The 15038-nt window shown below is 61.8% G+C and carries 17 protein-coding genes; 14 read left to right on the forward strand and 3 right to left on the reverse strand.

The window, feature by feature from the left end:
- Positions 1–266: 266 nt before the first annotated feature.
- The 10 genes from AC30NL_RS02845 to AC30NL_RS02890 all read left to right on the forward strand — a co-directional run bounded on the left by AC30NL_RS02845 (position 267) and on the right by AC30NL_RS02890 (position 7781).
- A complete protein-coding gene (locus AC30NL_RS02845; RefSeq protein ID WP_489462501.1) occupies positions 267–686 on the forward strand; it encodes a CopD family protein in 420 nt (139 codons plus the stop codon).
- Positions 687–711: 25 nt separating this feature from the next.
- Positions 712–1821: a VanZ family protein gene (locus AC30NL_RS02850; RefSeq protein WP_489462502.1), complete on the forward strand. Its 1110-nt coding sequence runs from the start codon at positions 712–714 to the stop codon at positions 1819–1821.
- 15 nt (positions 1822–1836) lie between these two features.
- Positions 1837–2169 (forward strand): (2Fe-2S) ferredoxin domain-containing protein, encoded by a 333-nt coding sequence (locus tag AC30NL_RS02855; RefSeq protein ID WP_489462503.1) that lies wholly within the window; start codon positions 1837–1839, stop codon positions 2167–2169.
- The gene (locus AC30NL_RS02860) at positions 2169–2792 is read left to right on the forward strand and encodes an alpha/beta hydrolase (protein ID WP_489462504.1); all 624 of its coding nucleotides are present in this window, start codon (positions 2169–2171) and stop codon (positions 2790–2792) included. The genes AC30NL_RS02855 and AC30NL_RS02860 overlap by 1 nt, the downstream gene beginning before the upstream one ends.
- An 84-nt stretch (positions 2793–2876) precedes the next feature.
- Positions 2877–4025, forward strand: coding sequence for a D-alanyl-D-alanine carboxypeptidase family protein (locus tag AC30NL_RS02865; RefSeq protein ID WP_489462505.1), 1149 nt, complete (start codon positions 2877–2879; stop codon positions 4023–4025).
- Between the two features lie 91 nt (positions 4026–4116).
- The gene (locus tag AC30NL_RS02870) at positions 4117–4992 is read left to right on the forward strand and encodes a D-amino acid aminotransferase (RefSeq protein WP_489462506.1); all 876 of its coding nucleotides are present in this window, start codon (positions 4117–4119) and stop codon (positions 4990–4992) included.
- Between the two features lie 36 nt (positions 4993–5028).
- Positions 5029–5304, forward strand: a complete 276-nt coding sequence (locus AC30NL_RS02875; RefSeq protein WP_489462517.1) for a DUF493 family protein — start codon at positions 5029–5031, stop codon at positions 5302–5304.
- A 56-nt stretch (positions 5305–5360) separates the two neighbouring features.
- Complete coding sequence (gene lipB / locus AC30NL_RS02880; protein WP_489462507.1) at positions 5361–5999, forward strand: lipoyl(octanoyl) transferase LipB; 639 nt, start codon at positions 5361–5363, stop codon at positions 5997–5999.
- 40 nt (positions 6000–6039) lie between these two features.
- Positions 6040–7044 carry a lipoyl synthase gene (lipA, locus tag AC30NL_RS02885; protein WP_489462508.1) on the forward strand — a complete coding sequence of 335 codons (1005 nt, stop codon included), beginning with the start codon at positions 6040–6042 and terminating at the stop codon, positions 7042–7044.
- 41 nt (positions 7045–7085) lie between these two features.
- Positions 7086–7781 carry a DUF4197 domain-containing protein gene (locus tag AC30NL_RS02890; RefSeq protein WP_489462509.1) on the forward strand — a complete coding sequence of 232 codons (696 nt, stop codon included), beginning with the start codon at positions 7086–7088 and terminating at the stop codon, positions 7779–7781.
- Between the two features lie 114 nt (positions 7782–7895).
- On the opposite strand, the gene AC30NL_RS02895 is transcribed toward AC30NL_RS02890, so the two are convergent.
- Both AC30NL_RS02895 and AC30NL_RS02900 read right to left on the reverse strand, forming a co-directional pair.
- On the reverse strand, positions 7896–9053 hold the full coding sequence (locus AC30NL_RS02895) for a hypothetical protein (protein WP_489462510.1): 1158 nt from the start codon (positions 9051–9053) through the stop codon (positions 7896–7898).
- A gap of 200 nt (positions 9054–9253) precedes the next feature.
- Positions 9254–10501, reverse strand: a complete 1248-nt coding sequence (locus AC30NL_RS02900) for a CaiB/BaiF CoA transferase family protein (protein WP_489462511.1) — start codon at positions 10499–10501, stop codon at positions 9254–9256.
- A 34-nt stretch (positions 10502–10535) separates the two neighbouring features.
- Here AC30NL_RS02900 and AC30NL_RS02905 point away from each other — a divergent pair, with 34 nt between their 5' ends.
- The 3 genes from AC30NL_RS02905 to AC30NL_RS02915 all read left to right on the forward strand — a co-directional run bounded on the left by AC30NL_RS02905 (position 10536) and on the right by AC30NL_RS02915 (position 11858).
- The gene (locus AC30NL_RS02905) at positions 10536–11060 is read left to right on the forward strand and encodes a hypothetical protein (RefSeq protein ID WP_489462512.1); all 525 of its coding nucleotides are present in this window, start codon (positions 10536–10538) and stop codon (positions 11058–11060) included.
- A 101-nt stretch (positions 11061–11161) separates the two neighbouring features.
- Positions 11162–11620, forward strand: a complete 459-nt coding sequence (locus AC30NL_RS02910) for a PTS sugar transporter subunit IIA (protein WP_489462513.1) — start codon at positions 11162–11164, stop codon at positions 11618–11620.
- Positions 11589–11858: an HPr family phosphocarrier protein gene (locus AC30NL_RS02915; protein ID WP_489462514.1), complete on the forward strand. Its 270-nt coding sequence runs from the start codon at positions 11589–11591 to the stop codon at positions 11856–11858. The genes AC30NL_RS02910 and AC30NL_RS02915 overlap by 32 nt, the downstream gene beginning before the upstream one ends.
- A 160-nt stretch (positions 11859–12018) precedes the next feature.
- On the opposite strand, the gene AC30NL_RS02920 is transcribed toward AC30NL_RS02915, so the two are convergent.
- Entirely contained in the window at positions 12019–12195 is a 177-nt protein-coding gene (locus tag AC30NL_RS02920) for a hypothetical protein (protein WP_489462515.1), read from the reverse strand.
- 805 nt (positions 12196–13000) lie between these two features.
- Here AC30NL_RS02920 and ptsP point away from each other — a divergent pair.
- The gene (gene ptsP, locus AC30NL_RS02925) at positions 13001–14812 is read left to right on the forward strand and encodes a phosphoenolpyruvate--protein phosphotransferase (protein WP_489462516.1); all 1812 of its coding nucleotides are present in this window, start codon (positions 13001–13003) and stop codon (positions 14810–14812) included.
- Positions 14813–15038 lie beyond the last annotated feature (226 nt).

Consider the following 15038-nt stretch of genomic DNA (forward strand, 5'->3'; position numbering starts at 1 on the left):
CGCGCTGCGGCGTTGCTCCTCACTTGTGTGGCTCGCCACACGGCGCTCGGAGCGCCTTGCATCGCATCCCGCCCAGCGCCCCCAAAACGGGAACTTATTCCCGGCCAAATCCTTATTGCGGTGCCGCATTTTTTACGTCGTTGATACTTGCACGTCGGCTGGACAAGTCTCTGATTCGGCCGTGTATTCGGGCGATTTCATGAGGAAGTCTTTCTTCCTTTGCCTGAAAGACATACACGACGCGCCCGCTGGTGATAATCCGCCAGATGCTCTGGATCAAAGTCTTTCACATTGTCTTCGTCGCAAGCTGGTTCGCCGGCCTCTTCTACCTCCCGCGCCTCTTCGTGAACTTGGCGGCCGTGCCGGCCGACAGTCACGCCGAGCGCGAGCGTCTCCTGATGATGGCGCGCAAGCTCTACCGCTTCTCAAGCCTGCTCATGGTTCCCGCGCTTGTCCTCGGCCTGTGGCTGTGGCTGGGCTATTACCGAAACGCAAGCGGGTGGCTGCACGCGAAATTGTTCTTCGTTGTGCTCGTGATCGGTTACCACCATGCTTGTCGATCGCTTCTGCGCAAGTTCGAGCAATTCGCCAACCAACGCAGCGAGCGCTGGTTCCGCATCTTCAACGAAGTGTCTGTCCTGCTCTTCACCGCCATCGTCGTGCTGGTGGTGGTCAAGCCCTTCTGATCCAGATTCAGAGTCCATCCAGTCGATGAGCCTGCACCGCAGTTCCGCCGTCCCCTTGGCGGGCATGTACGCGGCGCTGATCGTCTACGCGAGCCTCTACCCCTTTTCCGGCTGGATGGTCCCTGGCGTGTCGATCTGGAGTTTCCTGTCGCTGCGCTTTCCACATTGGTGGACGGTTTTCGATCTCGTCTCCAATTTGCTCGGTTACTTGCCGCTCGGCGCGCTGATCTTCGGTGCGCTCGTGCGTTCGGGTTGGTCGGTGGCCCGTGCGATTTTTTTTGCGACCGCGGCGGGCAGCTTCCTCTCGTTCTCGATGGAGCTGCTGCAGAACTTTCTGCCGATGCGGGTGTCATCCAACGTCGACCTCGCGTTGAACATCGCAGGTACCTTGCTCGGCGCCCTGATCGGCGCCGCGGTGCCCATCCTGGGCGGCATTCAGCGCTGGCAGATTGTTCGGGAGCGATGGTTCATCGACCGGAGTGCCGGCGGCATCGCACTTCTCGTTCTCTGGCCGGTCGCATTGCTGTTTCCTGTACCTGTGCCCTTCGGACTTGGGCAGGTCTGGCCGCGCATTCGCGACGCTCTGGCAGGTTGGCTGCAAGACAGCAGCCTGTCGGCGCTGCTCGACCCGTGGCTGCAGGCAGAGACCGACGTGAGCCAGCTGTCGCCTGCGAGCGAGTTCATCGCCATTGCCCTCGGTCTGCTCGCCCCGTGCCTTGTGGCGTTCACGATCTCGCGGCCAGGCTGGCGGCGTGTGTTGCTCGCCCTGAGTGCGGTCGGCGTTGGATTCGGCGCCACTACCTTGTCGACGACGCTCAACTTCGGCCCGCAACATGCGCTTGCCTGGCGCACGCCGACCTCCATGGCGGCGCTTGTCGCAGGTTTGACCATGGCTTTGTTGCTGGCGTGGGCGCCTCGCCGGGCAACCGCCGGCGTCGGCCTGATGGCTCTGGCCGCGCTGGTGGCTGTTATCGCGCAGGCACCGGCCGATGCGTACTTCGCCGAAAGCCTTCAAGCCTGGGAGCAAGGCCGCTTCATCCGTTTCCACGGCGTAGCGCAATGGATAGGCTTGCTGTGGCCATACGCCGTCATGGCATGGTTGTTGGCCCGCATAACCTCCAAAGATTCGGGCTAACCCTAAAATGCCCGGATGACCAAGAGCTACTACGAGCGCCACATCTTCTTCTGCCTGAATCAGCGTGACGCCGGAGAAGATTCATGTGCCAACCACCAGGCGCAAGAAGGTTTTGAGCATTGCAAGAAGCGCATCAAGGCCGAGAAGCTCGCAGGCCCCGGCGGCATCCGTGTGAACAAGGCGGGCTGTCTCGATCGCTGCGCGGGTGGGCCAGTGGCGGTCGTCTACCCAGAGGCCGTCTGGTACACGTACGTAGATCAGCACGACATCGATGAGATCGTCGACTCGCACCTGAAGAAGGGCGAAATCGTCGAGCGGTTGCTGCTTCCCCCGAACGTCGGTCGCTGATGAATTCGCAGACCGTCAAACAAATCATCGAAGGCCCGGCCGGCGCCATCGAATGCGCGCTGGATGCGCCGGCGTCCGAGCCCCTGGGCGTGGCGGTCATCTGCCATCCGCATCCCGTGCACGGCGGCACGATGGACAACAAGGTCGTCATCACGCTGGCCCGCGCGTTCATGCAGGTGGGCTTTCGCACCGTGCGATTCAACTTCCGCGGTGTGGGCGCGTCGCAAGGCGCCTGGGACGAGGGCGCGGGTGAAATCGACGACGCGCTTGCCGTCATCGCCACACATCGACAACCCGGAGAGCGATTCATGCTCGCTGGCTTTTCCTTCGGCGCTTACGTCGCCTCACAGGCTGCCGCCCGCCTGCCCGAGGATGCGAAACCGGAACGTATGGCCCTGGTTGGACCATCGACGCAGAAACAGCAGATGGCAAACGTGCCTGCCGACACCATCGTTGTGCACGGAGAAGCCGACGACGTCGTGCCGCTCGCTGCCACCTTCGACTGGGCCCGTCCGCAAGCCTTGCCGGTCATCGTGATGCCGGGCGTGGGGCATTTCTTCCACGGCCAGATCACGCAGCTCAAGAATCTTCTCGTCGGGCAATTGCAACATCCTGCGATGTAAACCCTTCGAGTCGAAGCGGCTCAGACAGCGCGGCTGCAGTGCCGCTTCGACCCGGTCATTTTTCGAATTGCCTTGGGTATCCCGATGAAACGACTTTTCGCTTTTCTACTCATGGTGGCGATCGCCGCTACCGCATCCGCCGAAGCTCCCCAACCGCCCGAGGTGGCGGCGAAGAGCTATCTGCTGGTCGATTTGACAAGCAACCAGGTACTCGCCGAGCGCAATGCCGACGCTACGGCCGATCCTGCATCGCTGACCAAGCTGATGACGGCCTACATCGTCTTCAATGCAGTCAAGGAAAAGCGCCTTGCGCTCACGCAGCCGATTTCCGTGTCCAAGCGAGCCTGGGAAGAGCGCAAGGGCGGCGGATCGCTGATGTTCATCGACACCACGATGACGCCGACCGTTGATGAGTTGCTGCATGGCGTGATCATCCAAAGCGGCAACGACGCCTCTGTGGCATTGGCCGAAGCGGTCGGCGGCACGCTCGAGGGTTTCGTTGGCATGATGAACCGGCAAGCGCAGGCCTGGGGCCTGAAGAACACGAGCTTCAAGAACGTGACGGGCCTGACCGAGGCCGGCCACAAGAGTACGGCACGCGAACTCGCGACGATCGCGACGCACATCATCACCGATCACCCGGAGTTCTACAGCTACTACTCGATCAAGGACTACAAGTACAACAACATTGCGCAGCCCAACCGCAATCTGCTGCTGCGCCGCGATCCGGCGGTGGACGGCATGAAGACCGGCTACACCGAAGCTGCGGGCTATTGCATGATCGCCAGCGCTCAGCGCGATTTTCCGAACGGCAAGCGCCGTCTCTTGAGCGTTGTGTTGAACACCACATCGATGGAAGCTCGGGCGAGCGAAAGCCAGAAGCTGTTGAACTGGGGTTTCCAGGCTTTCGATGCCTTGCGCCTGTTCGACAGCAACAAGCCGATGACGACAGTGCCGGTGTGGAAGGGCAAGTCCAATGAAGCCAGGCTCGGCGCCGCCGGGCCGGTCTTCGTGTCCGTGCCGCGCGGCGAGGGCGGTTCGCTGCAGACCAAGCTCGAACACACCGATCCGTTGGTGGCGCCGCTACAAAAGGGTCAGCGAGTCGGCACTCTCAAGGTCACCACGGCCGGCGGCGCGAAGGTGGCCGAGGTGCCGCTCGTGGTCCTGGACGGCGTCGAGCAGGCGGGCATCTTCGGCCGGGCATGGGATGCGATCAGGTTGTGGATCAAGTGATTGCTCCCAAACGCCCCCACGTCCCAATGGACACCCGCCACTGTTTGCGAAACAGGTTTAATCTGCCCGCTTGAGGTCTGACGGAGGCGCGATGCAAACCATCCCCGACACCCTGTGCTATCTGAACGGCGAGTACGCCCCGCTGAGCCAGGCGAAAGTGTCGGTGCTCGATCGGGGTTTCATCTTCGGCGACGGCGTCTATGAAATCATCCCGGCATACGGTCGCAAGCTCTTCCGCTTCGACGAACACATGGCCCGGCTCGCGCACAGCCTGTCCAAGGTGCGAGTTGAGAGTCCGCACACCAAGGCGGAGTGGCTGGAGCGGTGCCGCAGGTTGATCGCCGCGCTGAACACAGAAGACCAGCTCGTCTACCTGCAGATCACGCGAGGGGTCGCTTTGCGTGATCACGTGATGCCTACCGACATCGATCCCACGGTTTTCATGATGGCCAGCCACATGAAACCCCCGACGCCTGAGCAGCGCCACCACGGCGTTGCCTGCATCACGGCGAGGGACTTCCGCTGGGAGCGTGGCGACATCAAATCGACTTCCCTGCTGGGCAATGTGCTGGCGCGGCAGATTTCCGCCGATCGAGGAGCCAACGAAACCATCATGTTCCGAGACGGCTTTCTTACCGAAGCGTCGGCGAGCAATGTATGGGTCGTTCATGAAGGCGCGGTGCTCGGTCCCCCCAAGAGTGAACACGTGCTCGAAGGCATCCGCTACGACCTCATCCGGGAATTGTGCGAAGAAGAAGGCATCGCGTACAACCTGTGCCCGGTGTCCGAGGCCGAGGTGCTGGCGGCCGACGAGTTGATGCTCAGCTCGGCAACGAAAGAGGTGCTTCCGGTGACCTCGCTGGACGGCGATCCGGTGGGCCATGGTGCCTTGCGCGGTAAGCCCGGCCCGGTCTACTCCCGGCTATACGAGGCGTATCAGCGCGCCAAGACACTGCAGTGCGTTTGAGTTTTTGAGCGGCACCTCCATCTGCATTCGATGAACATGAGAGAAATTCCCCCTGAGCAGTCGCTGATCGAATACCCGTCGAGCTTCCCGATCAAGGTCATGGGCCAGAACCTCGACGGCTTCGTCGAAGCGGTGGTGGCAATTGCGCAGCAGTTCGACCCATGCTTCGACTTGGCGACCGTCGAGCGACGCCCGAGCAAGGGTAACAACTACCTCGGTGTAACGATCACCGTGACAGCGACAAGCCGGGAACAGCTCGACGAGCTCTACCGCACGCTGTCCACGCATCCAATGGTCAAGGTGGTGCTCTGATCACACCGCTGGTTCGCACTCTGGGCCGCGTGGAGTATGGGCCCACCCTCGATGCGATGCGCGAATTCACTGGGCAGCGCAATGCCGACACGCCCGATGAGATCTGGCTTTGCGAACATCCGCCGGTCTACACCCAGGGCGTCGCCGGCAAGCCCGACCATGTGCTCAACCCACACGGCATCCCGATTGTCGAGACGAATCGGGGCGGCCAGGTGACGTACCACGGGCCGGGGCAGGTCGTGGCTTATCCGCTCATCGATCTGAAGCGGCTGGGCATCTACGTCAAGGAATATGTCTACCGGCTGGAGCACTGCGTCATCAAGACGCTGGAGGGCTTCCAGGTGACGGGGCATCGGGTGGCCGGCGCCCCCGGCATTTACGTTCGGCTGGACGATCCCTGCGGTCATGCACCTTTCGAAGACAAACCCCCCGCCGAGCGCCAAGGCGTTTGCGCGGCCGACCCTTTTCATGGCTTGGGCAAGATCGCGGCTCTCGGAATCAAGGTGAGCCGGCATTGCACTTACCACGGTGTAGCCTTCAATGTGGCAATGGATTTGAATCCCTTCAGCGGAATCAATCCGTGCGGATACGCAGGGCTTCAGACCGTCGACTTGGCTACACTGCGGGTTTACACGGATTGGGCCACGGTGGCCGGGCAGCTTGGCAACAGGCTCGCTTCACACCTTCAGCCCTGAGTCGGCGTCCCGCCCGGCTCCGACAAGCAGAAAGCAGCCGATGTCCACCGACAACGTGATCCGCGAGGCGCAAGACGCCGCCAGCTACGACGCCTCCGCCAAACAGAAGGCGCAAGCCAAGACGGCGCGCATCCCCATCAAGGTGGTCGCGGCGGAAACGCTGAAAAAGCCCGATTGGATCCGGGTGAAAGCCGGGTCGCCCACAACGCGCTTCTACGAAATCAAGCAGATTCTTCGCGAGCACAAGCTGCACACGGTATGCGAAGAGGCGTCCTGCCCGAACATCGGTGAATGTTTCGGGAAGGGCACGGCCACCTTCATGATCATGGGCGACAAGTGCACCCGCCGCTGCCCCTTCTGCGACGTGGGGCATGGACGGCCTGACCCGCTGGATGTCGACGAGCCGATGAACCTCGCAAAGACGATCGCGGCATTGAAACTCCAGTACGTGGTCATCACGAGCGTTGACCGCGACGATCTGCGCGACGGTGGTGCGGGTCATTTCGTGGAGTGCATCAGGCAAGTCCGTGCGCTGTCGCCACAGACGCGCATCGAAATCCTGACGCCCGATTTCCGCGGCCGCATGGACCGTGCCCTCGACATCCTCAAGGCTTCGCCGCCTGATGTGATGAATCACAACCTCGAAACGGCGCCGCGCCTGTACAAGGAAGCGCGCCCGGGCTCGGACTATGCGTTTTCGCTGAACCTGCTCAAGCGCTTCAAGGAATTCGCGCCCGGCGTGCCGACCAAGAGCGGAATCATGGTGGGGCTGGGCGAAACAGACGAAGAGATCCTGCAGGTGATGCGCGACATGCGCGAGCACGACATCGACATGCTCACCATCGGGCAGTACCTTGCCCCGAGCGGCCACCATTTGCCGGTGCGCCGCTACGTGCACCCGGACACCTTCAAGATGTTCGAGACCGAGGCCATGAAGATGGGCTTCACGCATGCCGCGGTAGGTGCCATGGTGCGATCGAGCTACCACGCTGACCAGCAGGCGCACGCGGCTGGGGTGCCGGACGCGTTGTCGTCAGCAGGCTGACCGCTCGAAGCCGATCGAACGGTCTTCATCCCGGATATCTCATGCAACGTCGGATCTTTTTGTCGGGGGTTCCGGTGACAGCGGCGTTCGCGATGCTTGGAACATCGGCTCGGGCGTCATTGCAAAGTCTGAGCGAAGGAGATGCTGCTGCCGGCGTCCGGGCAGCCCTGGAACGCGGCGCGATCGCTGCGGTCGGCCTCCTCGGCAAGACAGATGGGTTCTTGGGCAATCCCAAAGTTCGCATTGAGTTGCCCGGATTCCTTCACGATGCGCAGAGGCTTCTCCAGATGACCGGTCAGCAGCGACGCATCGACGAGCTGGTGACTGCGATGAACCGTGCCGCGGAGGCTGCGGTGCCGGAAGCCAAATCACTGCTGGTGAATGCAGTGAAGAAAATGAGCGTCGAAGATGCACGCCAAATCGTCACCGGTGGTGATGATTCGGCAACCCGGTTTTTTGCCACCAAGACGCGCGAGCCATTGACCGAGAGATTTCTGCCCATCGTGACGCGGGCCACGCAGAAGGTGTCGCTGGCTGACAAATACAACGCGGTCGCCGCCAAGGCACTCGCGCTCGGCCTCTTGAAGAAGGAGGACGCCAACGTGCAGGAGTACGTGACGTCGCGCGCGCTCGACGGCCTCTACCTCATGATCGGTGAGGAGGAGCGCAAGATTCGACAGGACCCTATTGGCACGGGAAGTGCCATTCTGAAGAAGGTTTTCGGATCGTTGAAATAGTGAAATTGCGGCGACGGCTCATCTCACATGTATCGCGGCGGTCGTATGGATCACCGCCAGATTGAAGGAGCTGCTTTCCCTGTCCGCAATCTTCGACTCGAGGTGCATGCAGCCTCAAAGGCTGCGCGACAGTTCGAACATCAACACCGATGGCAGAGCGCTTTCGATCGCCTCGCGGCCCACCCGCCCCATTTCCAAGCCGCCGAAGCCGGACATGGAGAAGGATGCACCTTCCTCGACGATTTCGACGAAGGGGAAGTCCGGCAGCTCGGACATGAGTTCCGAGCGCAGGTTGTTGAGACGCCCTCCGCGGAGGATGCCCTCCACAATGACCGCGTGCGGCAGGCTGTCGCGACAGAAGTTGCGGGCTTCTTCGATGGATGTCACCAAGTCAACGACCAAGCCCATGTGGCGAATGGCGTTGCGGATGCGAACGCGCATCTCGCGCCGAGAGGCCACGACCAGCACGTGGCTGCCCGCCAGTGGCCGGGAGTTGGTCGGCCGACCGAATCCGGTGTCGAGCTTGATGGCGCTCAAGCCTTCTACCTGCTCAGTTGCGGTGCGCGGGAATTCAATGGTCAAGGCGGCACGTCCGGTGTCGACGCGGCGAGCGTGCGGCAGACCCATGACCCATGCGGTTTGTTCGATCAGGCGCCAGCTCAGCGAGTCGAGTGCGTGGTCGGTCGTCGGTGCCAGAGGCCCGTCGTGCAGATCATCCTCAGGACGATATGCGAAATGGCACGCCAGTCTGGCATGAGCCGGCCATGCCTTCATGTCAATGACAAACTCGATGTCCGAGTGGGCATGCACCAGCGCCCATTCAAGGACAGCGTTGAGCAGGCTGAACAGCAGTGATGGATCGACGATTACATCGACGGTTTTCAGGCTCGGTTTTACGATGATTCCGCGTGTGGCTGTTTCGCGGGTCTGTTGAGCGAGTATCGAGTTCAGCGTATGCGCCAGCGGCAGTTGTTCGTGCGACTGTCTCAATCGTCCGCTCGCGTAGCGTGTGAGCTGCTGCGCGATCATTGCTGCGCGCCGGGCGGTTTCGACTTCCTCGCGCAGGGCGCTCAGGCTGGCTTTGTCGATTCGCCCGGTGGCGGTCAACGCATTGATGCGTTCGAGTGCGGCGGTGAGCGGCGCCGCGATCTCGCTGCCGACACCGCCCACCAGATCGCGCCAGCGCTCGGTGTCCCTGTCGGAGACGGTGACGCTGTGAGCGCTTGCCGCAGAGGCAGGTGCCCCTGCGAGATCGAGATCAGACATGTCCATGACTCGTCCTGTTGTTGTCGTCCCGCGCGATGCGCGGGCTGCCCTGGCGTTTGAAGCGCAGCGTCACAGTGTTGGTCGCAACGCGGCATTTAGCCAGGGATGTGAAGCGATTTCCACCGAGTCGCGGGGGGGGGTGGGGGCGAGCAAGGGGGACTGCGCGCGCACAGTCAGGAGATTGACGCTGACGCTTGAGCGCTTTCTCAACCAATGGCACCCAGTTCTCGCAACTCAACGAGTTGCATCGCATTCAGGCCGAACTCCGAAAGCAGCTCCTCGGTATGCTCGCCCAACAGCGGCGGTGGCCTGCGATATTGCACGGGTGTGGCGGACAGTTTCATCGGGCTTGCGACGAGGGGCATTGCACCGGCGAGGGGATGCTGCACATCCAGTGTCATGCCGCGTTCCTGCACATGCGGATCGGCGAACACTTCCGCGAGATTGTTGATCGCGCCGCACGGCACCTTGGCCGCTTCGAGCGCGGCCAGCCAATCCGCCTTCTTGCGCAGCTTCAACACTTCTGTGAGCAGAGGCACGAGCGTTGCCCGATGACGCACCCGGTCGGAATTGCGAATGAAGCGTGCATCCTGCCCAATGTCACTGCGCCGGGCCACCTCGCAAAACTTGGCGAACTGGACATCGTTGCCCACGGCAAGAATGATGTGGCCGTCGGCGACCTCGAAGACCTGGTACGGCACGATGTTTTGATGGGCATTGCCCACGCGCTTGGGCACGACGCCTGTGGCCAGGAAGTTCGCGCCGAGGTTGGCGAGCATCGCCACCTGGGTATCCAGCAGCGCCATGTCGATGACCTGCCCCTCGCCAGTGAGGTCGCGGTGCCGCAAAGCTGCGAGGATCGCCACGGTGGCGTACATGCCGGTGAACAAGTCGGCGACGGCCACGCCAACTTTCTGCGGCCCACCTCCGGGGAGGTCATCGCGCTCGCCGGTCACGCTCATCAGGCCCCCGATGCCCTGGATCGCGTAGTCATAGCCTGCGCGCTCTCGGTACGGCCCAGTCTGCCCAAAGCCGGTCACCGAGCAATAGACGAGGCGCGGATTCAGTTCACGCAGGGTCGTCGCATCAAGGCCATAACGCGCCATGTCACCGACCTTGAAGTTCTCGATGAACACATCGCACTGCTTGACCATGTCCCGGATCAAGGACTGGCCCCCCGGCGTGGCAATGTCGATCACGATCGATCGCTTGTTGCGATTGGTGCCAAGGTAGTACGCCGCTTCGGCGGTGTCGTGGCCGTCACGATCCTTGAGGAAGGGCGGGCCCCAGCCCCGCGTGTCGTCGCCGCTGCCAGGACGTTCGACCTTGATCACGTCGGCGCCCAGGTCCGCCAGGGTCTGGGTACACCAGGGGCCGGCCAGCACGCGCGACAAGTCGAGCACGCGAAGGCCGGAGAGCGACTGTGGGGCGCTGAGCTGGGTCGGTGTAGTCATGCGGCGATTGTTGCGCAGCCAACATAATCGGGGCATGACTTCCTCGAAGATCAGCAGAGTGCTTGCAGGCCTGATCGGCTTGGCGGCGTGCACGCCGATGCTCAACTGGCGCGAAATCCGACCGGAAGGCAGTGAGCTTTTTGCAATGTTTCCCTGCAAGCCCGAGCGCTTTGCCCGCAGCGTGATGTTGGCAGGCGCCAAGGTGGAAATGCGCATGTCCTCGTGTGTTGTCAACGGCGTTACCTTTGCGGTGGCCTATGCCAGCGTCGTCGACCCGGTCAGGGTGACTGCCGCGATCACCGAATTGCGAAACGCGGCGGCGGGAAATATTGGTGGTACGGCGAAGGACGTCGCACAGGCGGCGGTGGCCGGGATGACACCCAATCCGCTTTCCGGTCGGGTCGTGCTCACCGGGCGGAGTCCGGACGGAAATGCGCTTCAGGAGCAGGCGGTCTTCTTTGTGAAAGGCTTGCGGGTGTACCAAGCCTCTATCGTGGGTCCGACCGTGGACCCCGAGGCGGCAGACATCTTCGTCGCCGGCTTGAGGCTTGTGTCATGAATCGCACGGGGAAGCCGGAATGTGGTTTTTGCAATGCGGTGTTTGCATTGCGATACGGGTGGGCTGAAACCCTGGCTCACAACTGTCGATAATCGATCACCATGCCGGGACTTCTGATCATCGCTCACGCGCCGCTGGCTTCTTCGCTGAAAGCCGTTGCCGGGCACACCTTCCCTGAATGCTCGAGCGTTCTTCAGGCCTTGGACGTGTCGCCGGACATGCCGCTCGAAGAGATCGAGGCCCAGGCGCGAGCCTTGCTGGAAGGGGTGCGCAGTCCCGAGGCAGTCATCTTCACCGATGTTTTCGGCGCAACTCCGTGCAATGTTGCCCAGCGACTGGCCGGCAGCATCGAGGGAAGCCTCGTGAAGGTGATCGCCGGTGTGAATGTCCCGATGCTCTGGCGTTCGCTGTGCTACGCCGATGAGCCGCTGGACACGCTCGTCGCCCGCGCTCTCGCTGGCGCGACGCAGGGCGTCATGCAGGTGGCCAGCTCACGCCCTCAGAACCAGGCCTTCAAACCAGGTGCCAATGATCAAGACCAGCATCATCATCAGCAATAAGCTTGGGCTGCATGCCCGGGCCTCGGCCAAGCTGACGAAACTCACCACGGGCTTCAAGAGCGAGGTCTTCATGAGCCGCAACGGCCGCCGGGTCAATGCCAAGAGCATCATGGGCGTCATGATGTTGGCAGCCGGAATCGGCTCCGAGATCGAGATCGAGACCGAGGGGGAAGACGAGCACGTCGCGATGGATGCAATCGTCAAGCTCATCAACGACAAGTTCGGCGAAGGTGAATAGGGCGGCTCAGAGGCTGAGAGTATTTCGAGCGTGTCCGAGCAGCACGTCAAAAGGCGCCGGATCTAGGCGCAAATAGCTCGTGCTATGGCGAGCATTTGCAACGACGAGCAGGGGTCTTTTGGCGTGATGAGCGGGCATGATCGAAATACTCTCAGCCTCTTCAGGCGCCGAGGAAGTGCTTGCGATAGCGCGACGGCAGGTCGGCAATGCGCATCAGCAAGGGCAGGTCGGCGGTGTCGAAGTCGGGGTCCCAGGCTGGTGGGCCCAGCACATTGCGGCCGCAGCGCAGGTACCCCTTGATCAGCGCGGGCGGATCGACTTCCAGGTTGATTTGCAATTCGTCCTCGGGCAACGGCAGTCGCGGGCGCCTGCCACTCGATCGGTGAGGTGCATCTTTCGAAGCTGATCCCACAGGCTCGCCGCCATATGGCCACCGTCGCGCATGCCGATGCTCGCGCGACCGGTCATCGTGTCGAGATCGTTGCGGATCATGAAATCGGCGAGTGCGCCCCACAGGGCAAGGATCACGCCACCTCCTGGGTTTACGCAAGAGTGCCCCCAGCTCGACCAGCTTGGCGCGAAGAGGGCGCGGGCGGGTCAGATCGAATTCCGTCTCGCTGTACAGGCTACCCACGCGCTGGGCAGAGGCGGCGGCAGCACCCGGTAGGTGCCAACGACAGGCCCCGGTTCGCCATCGGCGCCCTTGGTTCGATTCAGCAGGTGCTCGCGATACGGATCGAGGTGTCTATGTGGTGCGCGGGGTGGCGAGCCCAGCGGCACTGACAGGTGCGCGCGCCCATCTCTTCGACAAAGACCTGATATCTCAGTTGTTGTGTTTGCCGAACATCATCGTCGTTGCGAGCCCAAACCACTTCAAGCCGAGCCTTGTCATTGCGGGCGGCATCGGTGGGCGGCGAGCTTTCGTGAAGTTACCTCCGGGACGCCGCAGGGCGCGAAGGTCCGAAAACGGCATCGTCGGAAGGGGCAATTCCCTCATGTCATTTCTCCGTTGTATGTGGTGGATGGTCCTGTCCGACCATGACGCGGTCATGAACCGGGGGTGACAAGCAGGTGACATCGCGGATACGGGGGCCGTGACAACCCCCGTGTTGTCTCACTTCATGCGCTGCTAGCATGGGTGCATGAGCTTTCAGCTATTCGGGCTGCCCGTCTCGCGCGGCGTTGCCATCGGTCGAGCCGTGCTTGTGGCATCGAGCCGGGTCGACGTTGCCCACTATTTCATCAACGAACCCCAGGTCGAAGCCGAAATTGGACGTTTGCGCACGGCGCGCGACGCCGTCGCCGGTGAGTTAACGAACCTGAAGCGGGATCTGCCCCTTGATGCGCCGGCCGAGCTGCCGGCGTTGCTCGACGTGCACTTGATGCTGCTCCACGACGACGCCCTGACGGGCGCGACGAAGCAGTGGATCATTGATCGGCACTACAACGCCGAATGGGCCTTGTCCGCCCAACTCGAGGTGCTGGCTCGGCAGTTTGATGAGATGGAGGACGAATACCTGCGCGAGCGAAAGGCCGACCTGGAACAAGTCGTCGAGCGCCTATTGCGGGCGATGTCCAAGGGGGGCGTTGCATCGTCGTTTGCCCCGTCGCCGCCTGTGTCCGGCGCTCGCGACTTCGGCGGCGAGGACCCGCTTGTACTGGTCGCCAACGATATCGCGCCCGCGGACATGTTGCAGTTCAAGCGCAGCGTGTTTACCGGGTTCATCACCGACGTTGGGGGCAAGACCTCCCATACTGCGATTGTCGCCCGCAGCCTGGACATCCCGGCTGTTGTGGGAGCGCGCGAGGCAAGCCGCATCATTCGACAGGACGACTGGCTGATCATCGACGGCGACGCCGGCATTGTGATCGTCAATCCGTCGCCGATCGTGCTAGAGGAGTACCGCTTTCGCCAGCGGCAAAGCGAGCTGGAGCGGGCGCGACTGTCCAGGCTGCGCCACACACCGGCCGTCACGCTGGACGGCGAACGGGTGGAGTTGCTCGCCAACATCGAATTGCCAGGCGATGCTCCCGCGGCACTTGAGGCAGGCGCCGTCGGGGTTGGCCTCTTCCGCAGCGAGTTTCTCTTCATGAACCGTGGCGGAGAACTGCCCGGAGAAGATGAGCAGTTCGAAGCTTACCGTTCAGCCGTGGAAGCCATGGGCGGCATGGCTGTCACAATTCGTACTGTCGACATCGGAGCCGACAAGCCCTTGGAGCGGATGTCTGTCAACGAATTGAGGCATGAGCACGCGTTGAATCCGGCGCTCGGTCTGCGCGCGATCCGCTGGAGCCTGTCGGAGCCAGCGATGTTCCGCCAACAATTGCGCGCCGTTCTGCGCGCTAGCGCATACGGCAAGGTGCGCTTGCTGATTCCCATGGTGGCTCACGTGGGCGAAGCTCACGCCACCCTCGAGGCGCTCGCCAGGGCAAAACAACAATTGATCGAAGCGGGAAAGCCGTTCACTGACATCGAAGTCGGCGCGATGGTTGAGGTTCCTGCGGCAGTGCTGATCCTGCCGAGTCTGTTGAAGGTGTTCGACTTCGTCTCGATCGGCACCAATGACTTGATCCAGTACACCCTGGCCATCGATCGTGCAGACGAAACGGTGGCTCACCTCTATGACCCCTGGCACCCGGCAGTCTTGCGTCTGGTGGCTCAAAGCATCGCGCAGGCGCGCATCGCGGGCAAAAACGTTAGCGTCTGTGGAGAAATGGCAGGCGACCCAACGTTCACCGAACTACTGCTTGCGATGGGTCTGAGAAGTTTCTCGATGCACCCGTCGCAGATATCTTCTGTGAAGCAACGCGTCCTTCGTACGGATGTCAAGCGCTGGGCGTCGCGACTGGAATACGTCCTTCAGTCGGATGACCCGGCCGCAGCCACTTTGGAGCTGCAGCGCAGCTTCAGCAATGCACCCGCTCCCGCAGCGACAGCTGCGGCAGTGACATGAGACTTTTTTCGAGACTGCACTTGCGGATCTCAAAAAAAGGGTGCTATAGTCGCGGTCTTCGCTGATTGCAGCGGGCAACGTTTAAAAGGCGCAGCCCGATGAATCGAAAGATTCAAGCAAACAATGAAGACCAAGAAAGCCGAGTACTTGACAGGGTTTTAGAAAAAATGTCAAAATCGCTTTCTTCGCTGATAACAACAAGTTAACAGCGACGCGCTAAGAAGCA

Source organism: Rhizobacter sp. (assembly GCA_021153565.1).
Lineage (GTDB): Bacteria > Pseudomonadota > Gammaproteobacteria > Burkholderiales > Burkholderiaceae_C > Albitalea.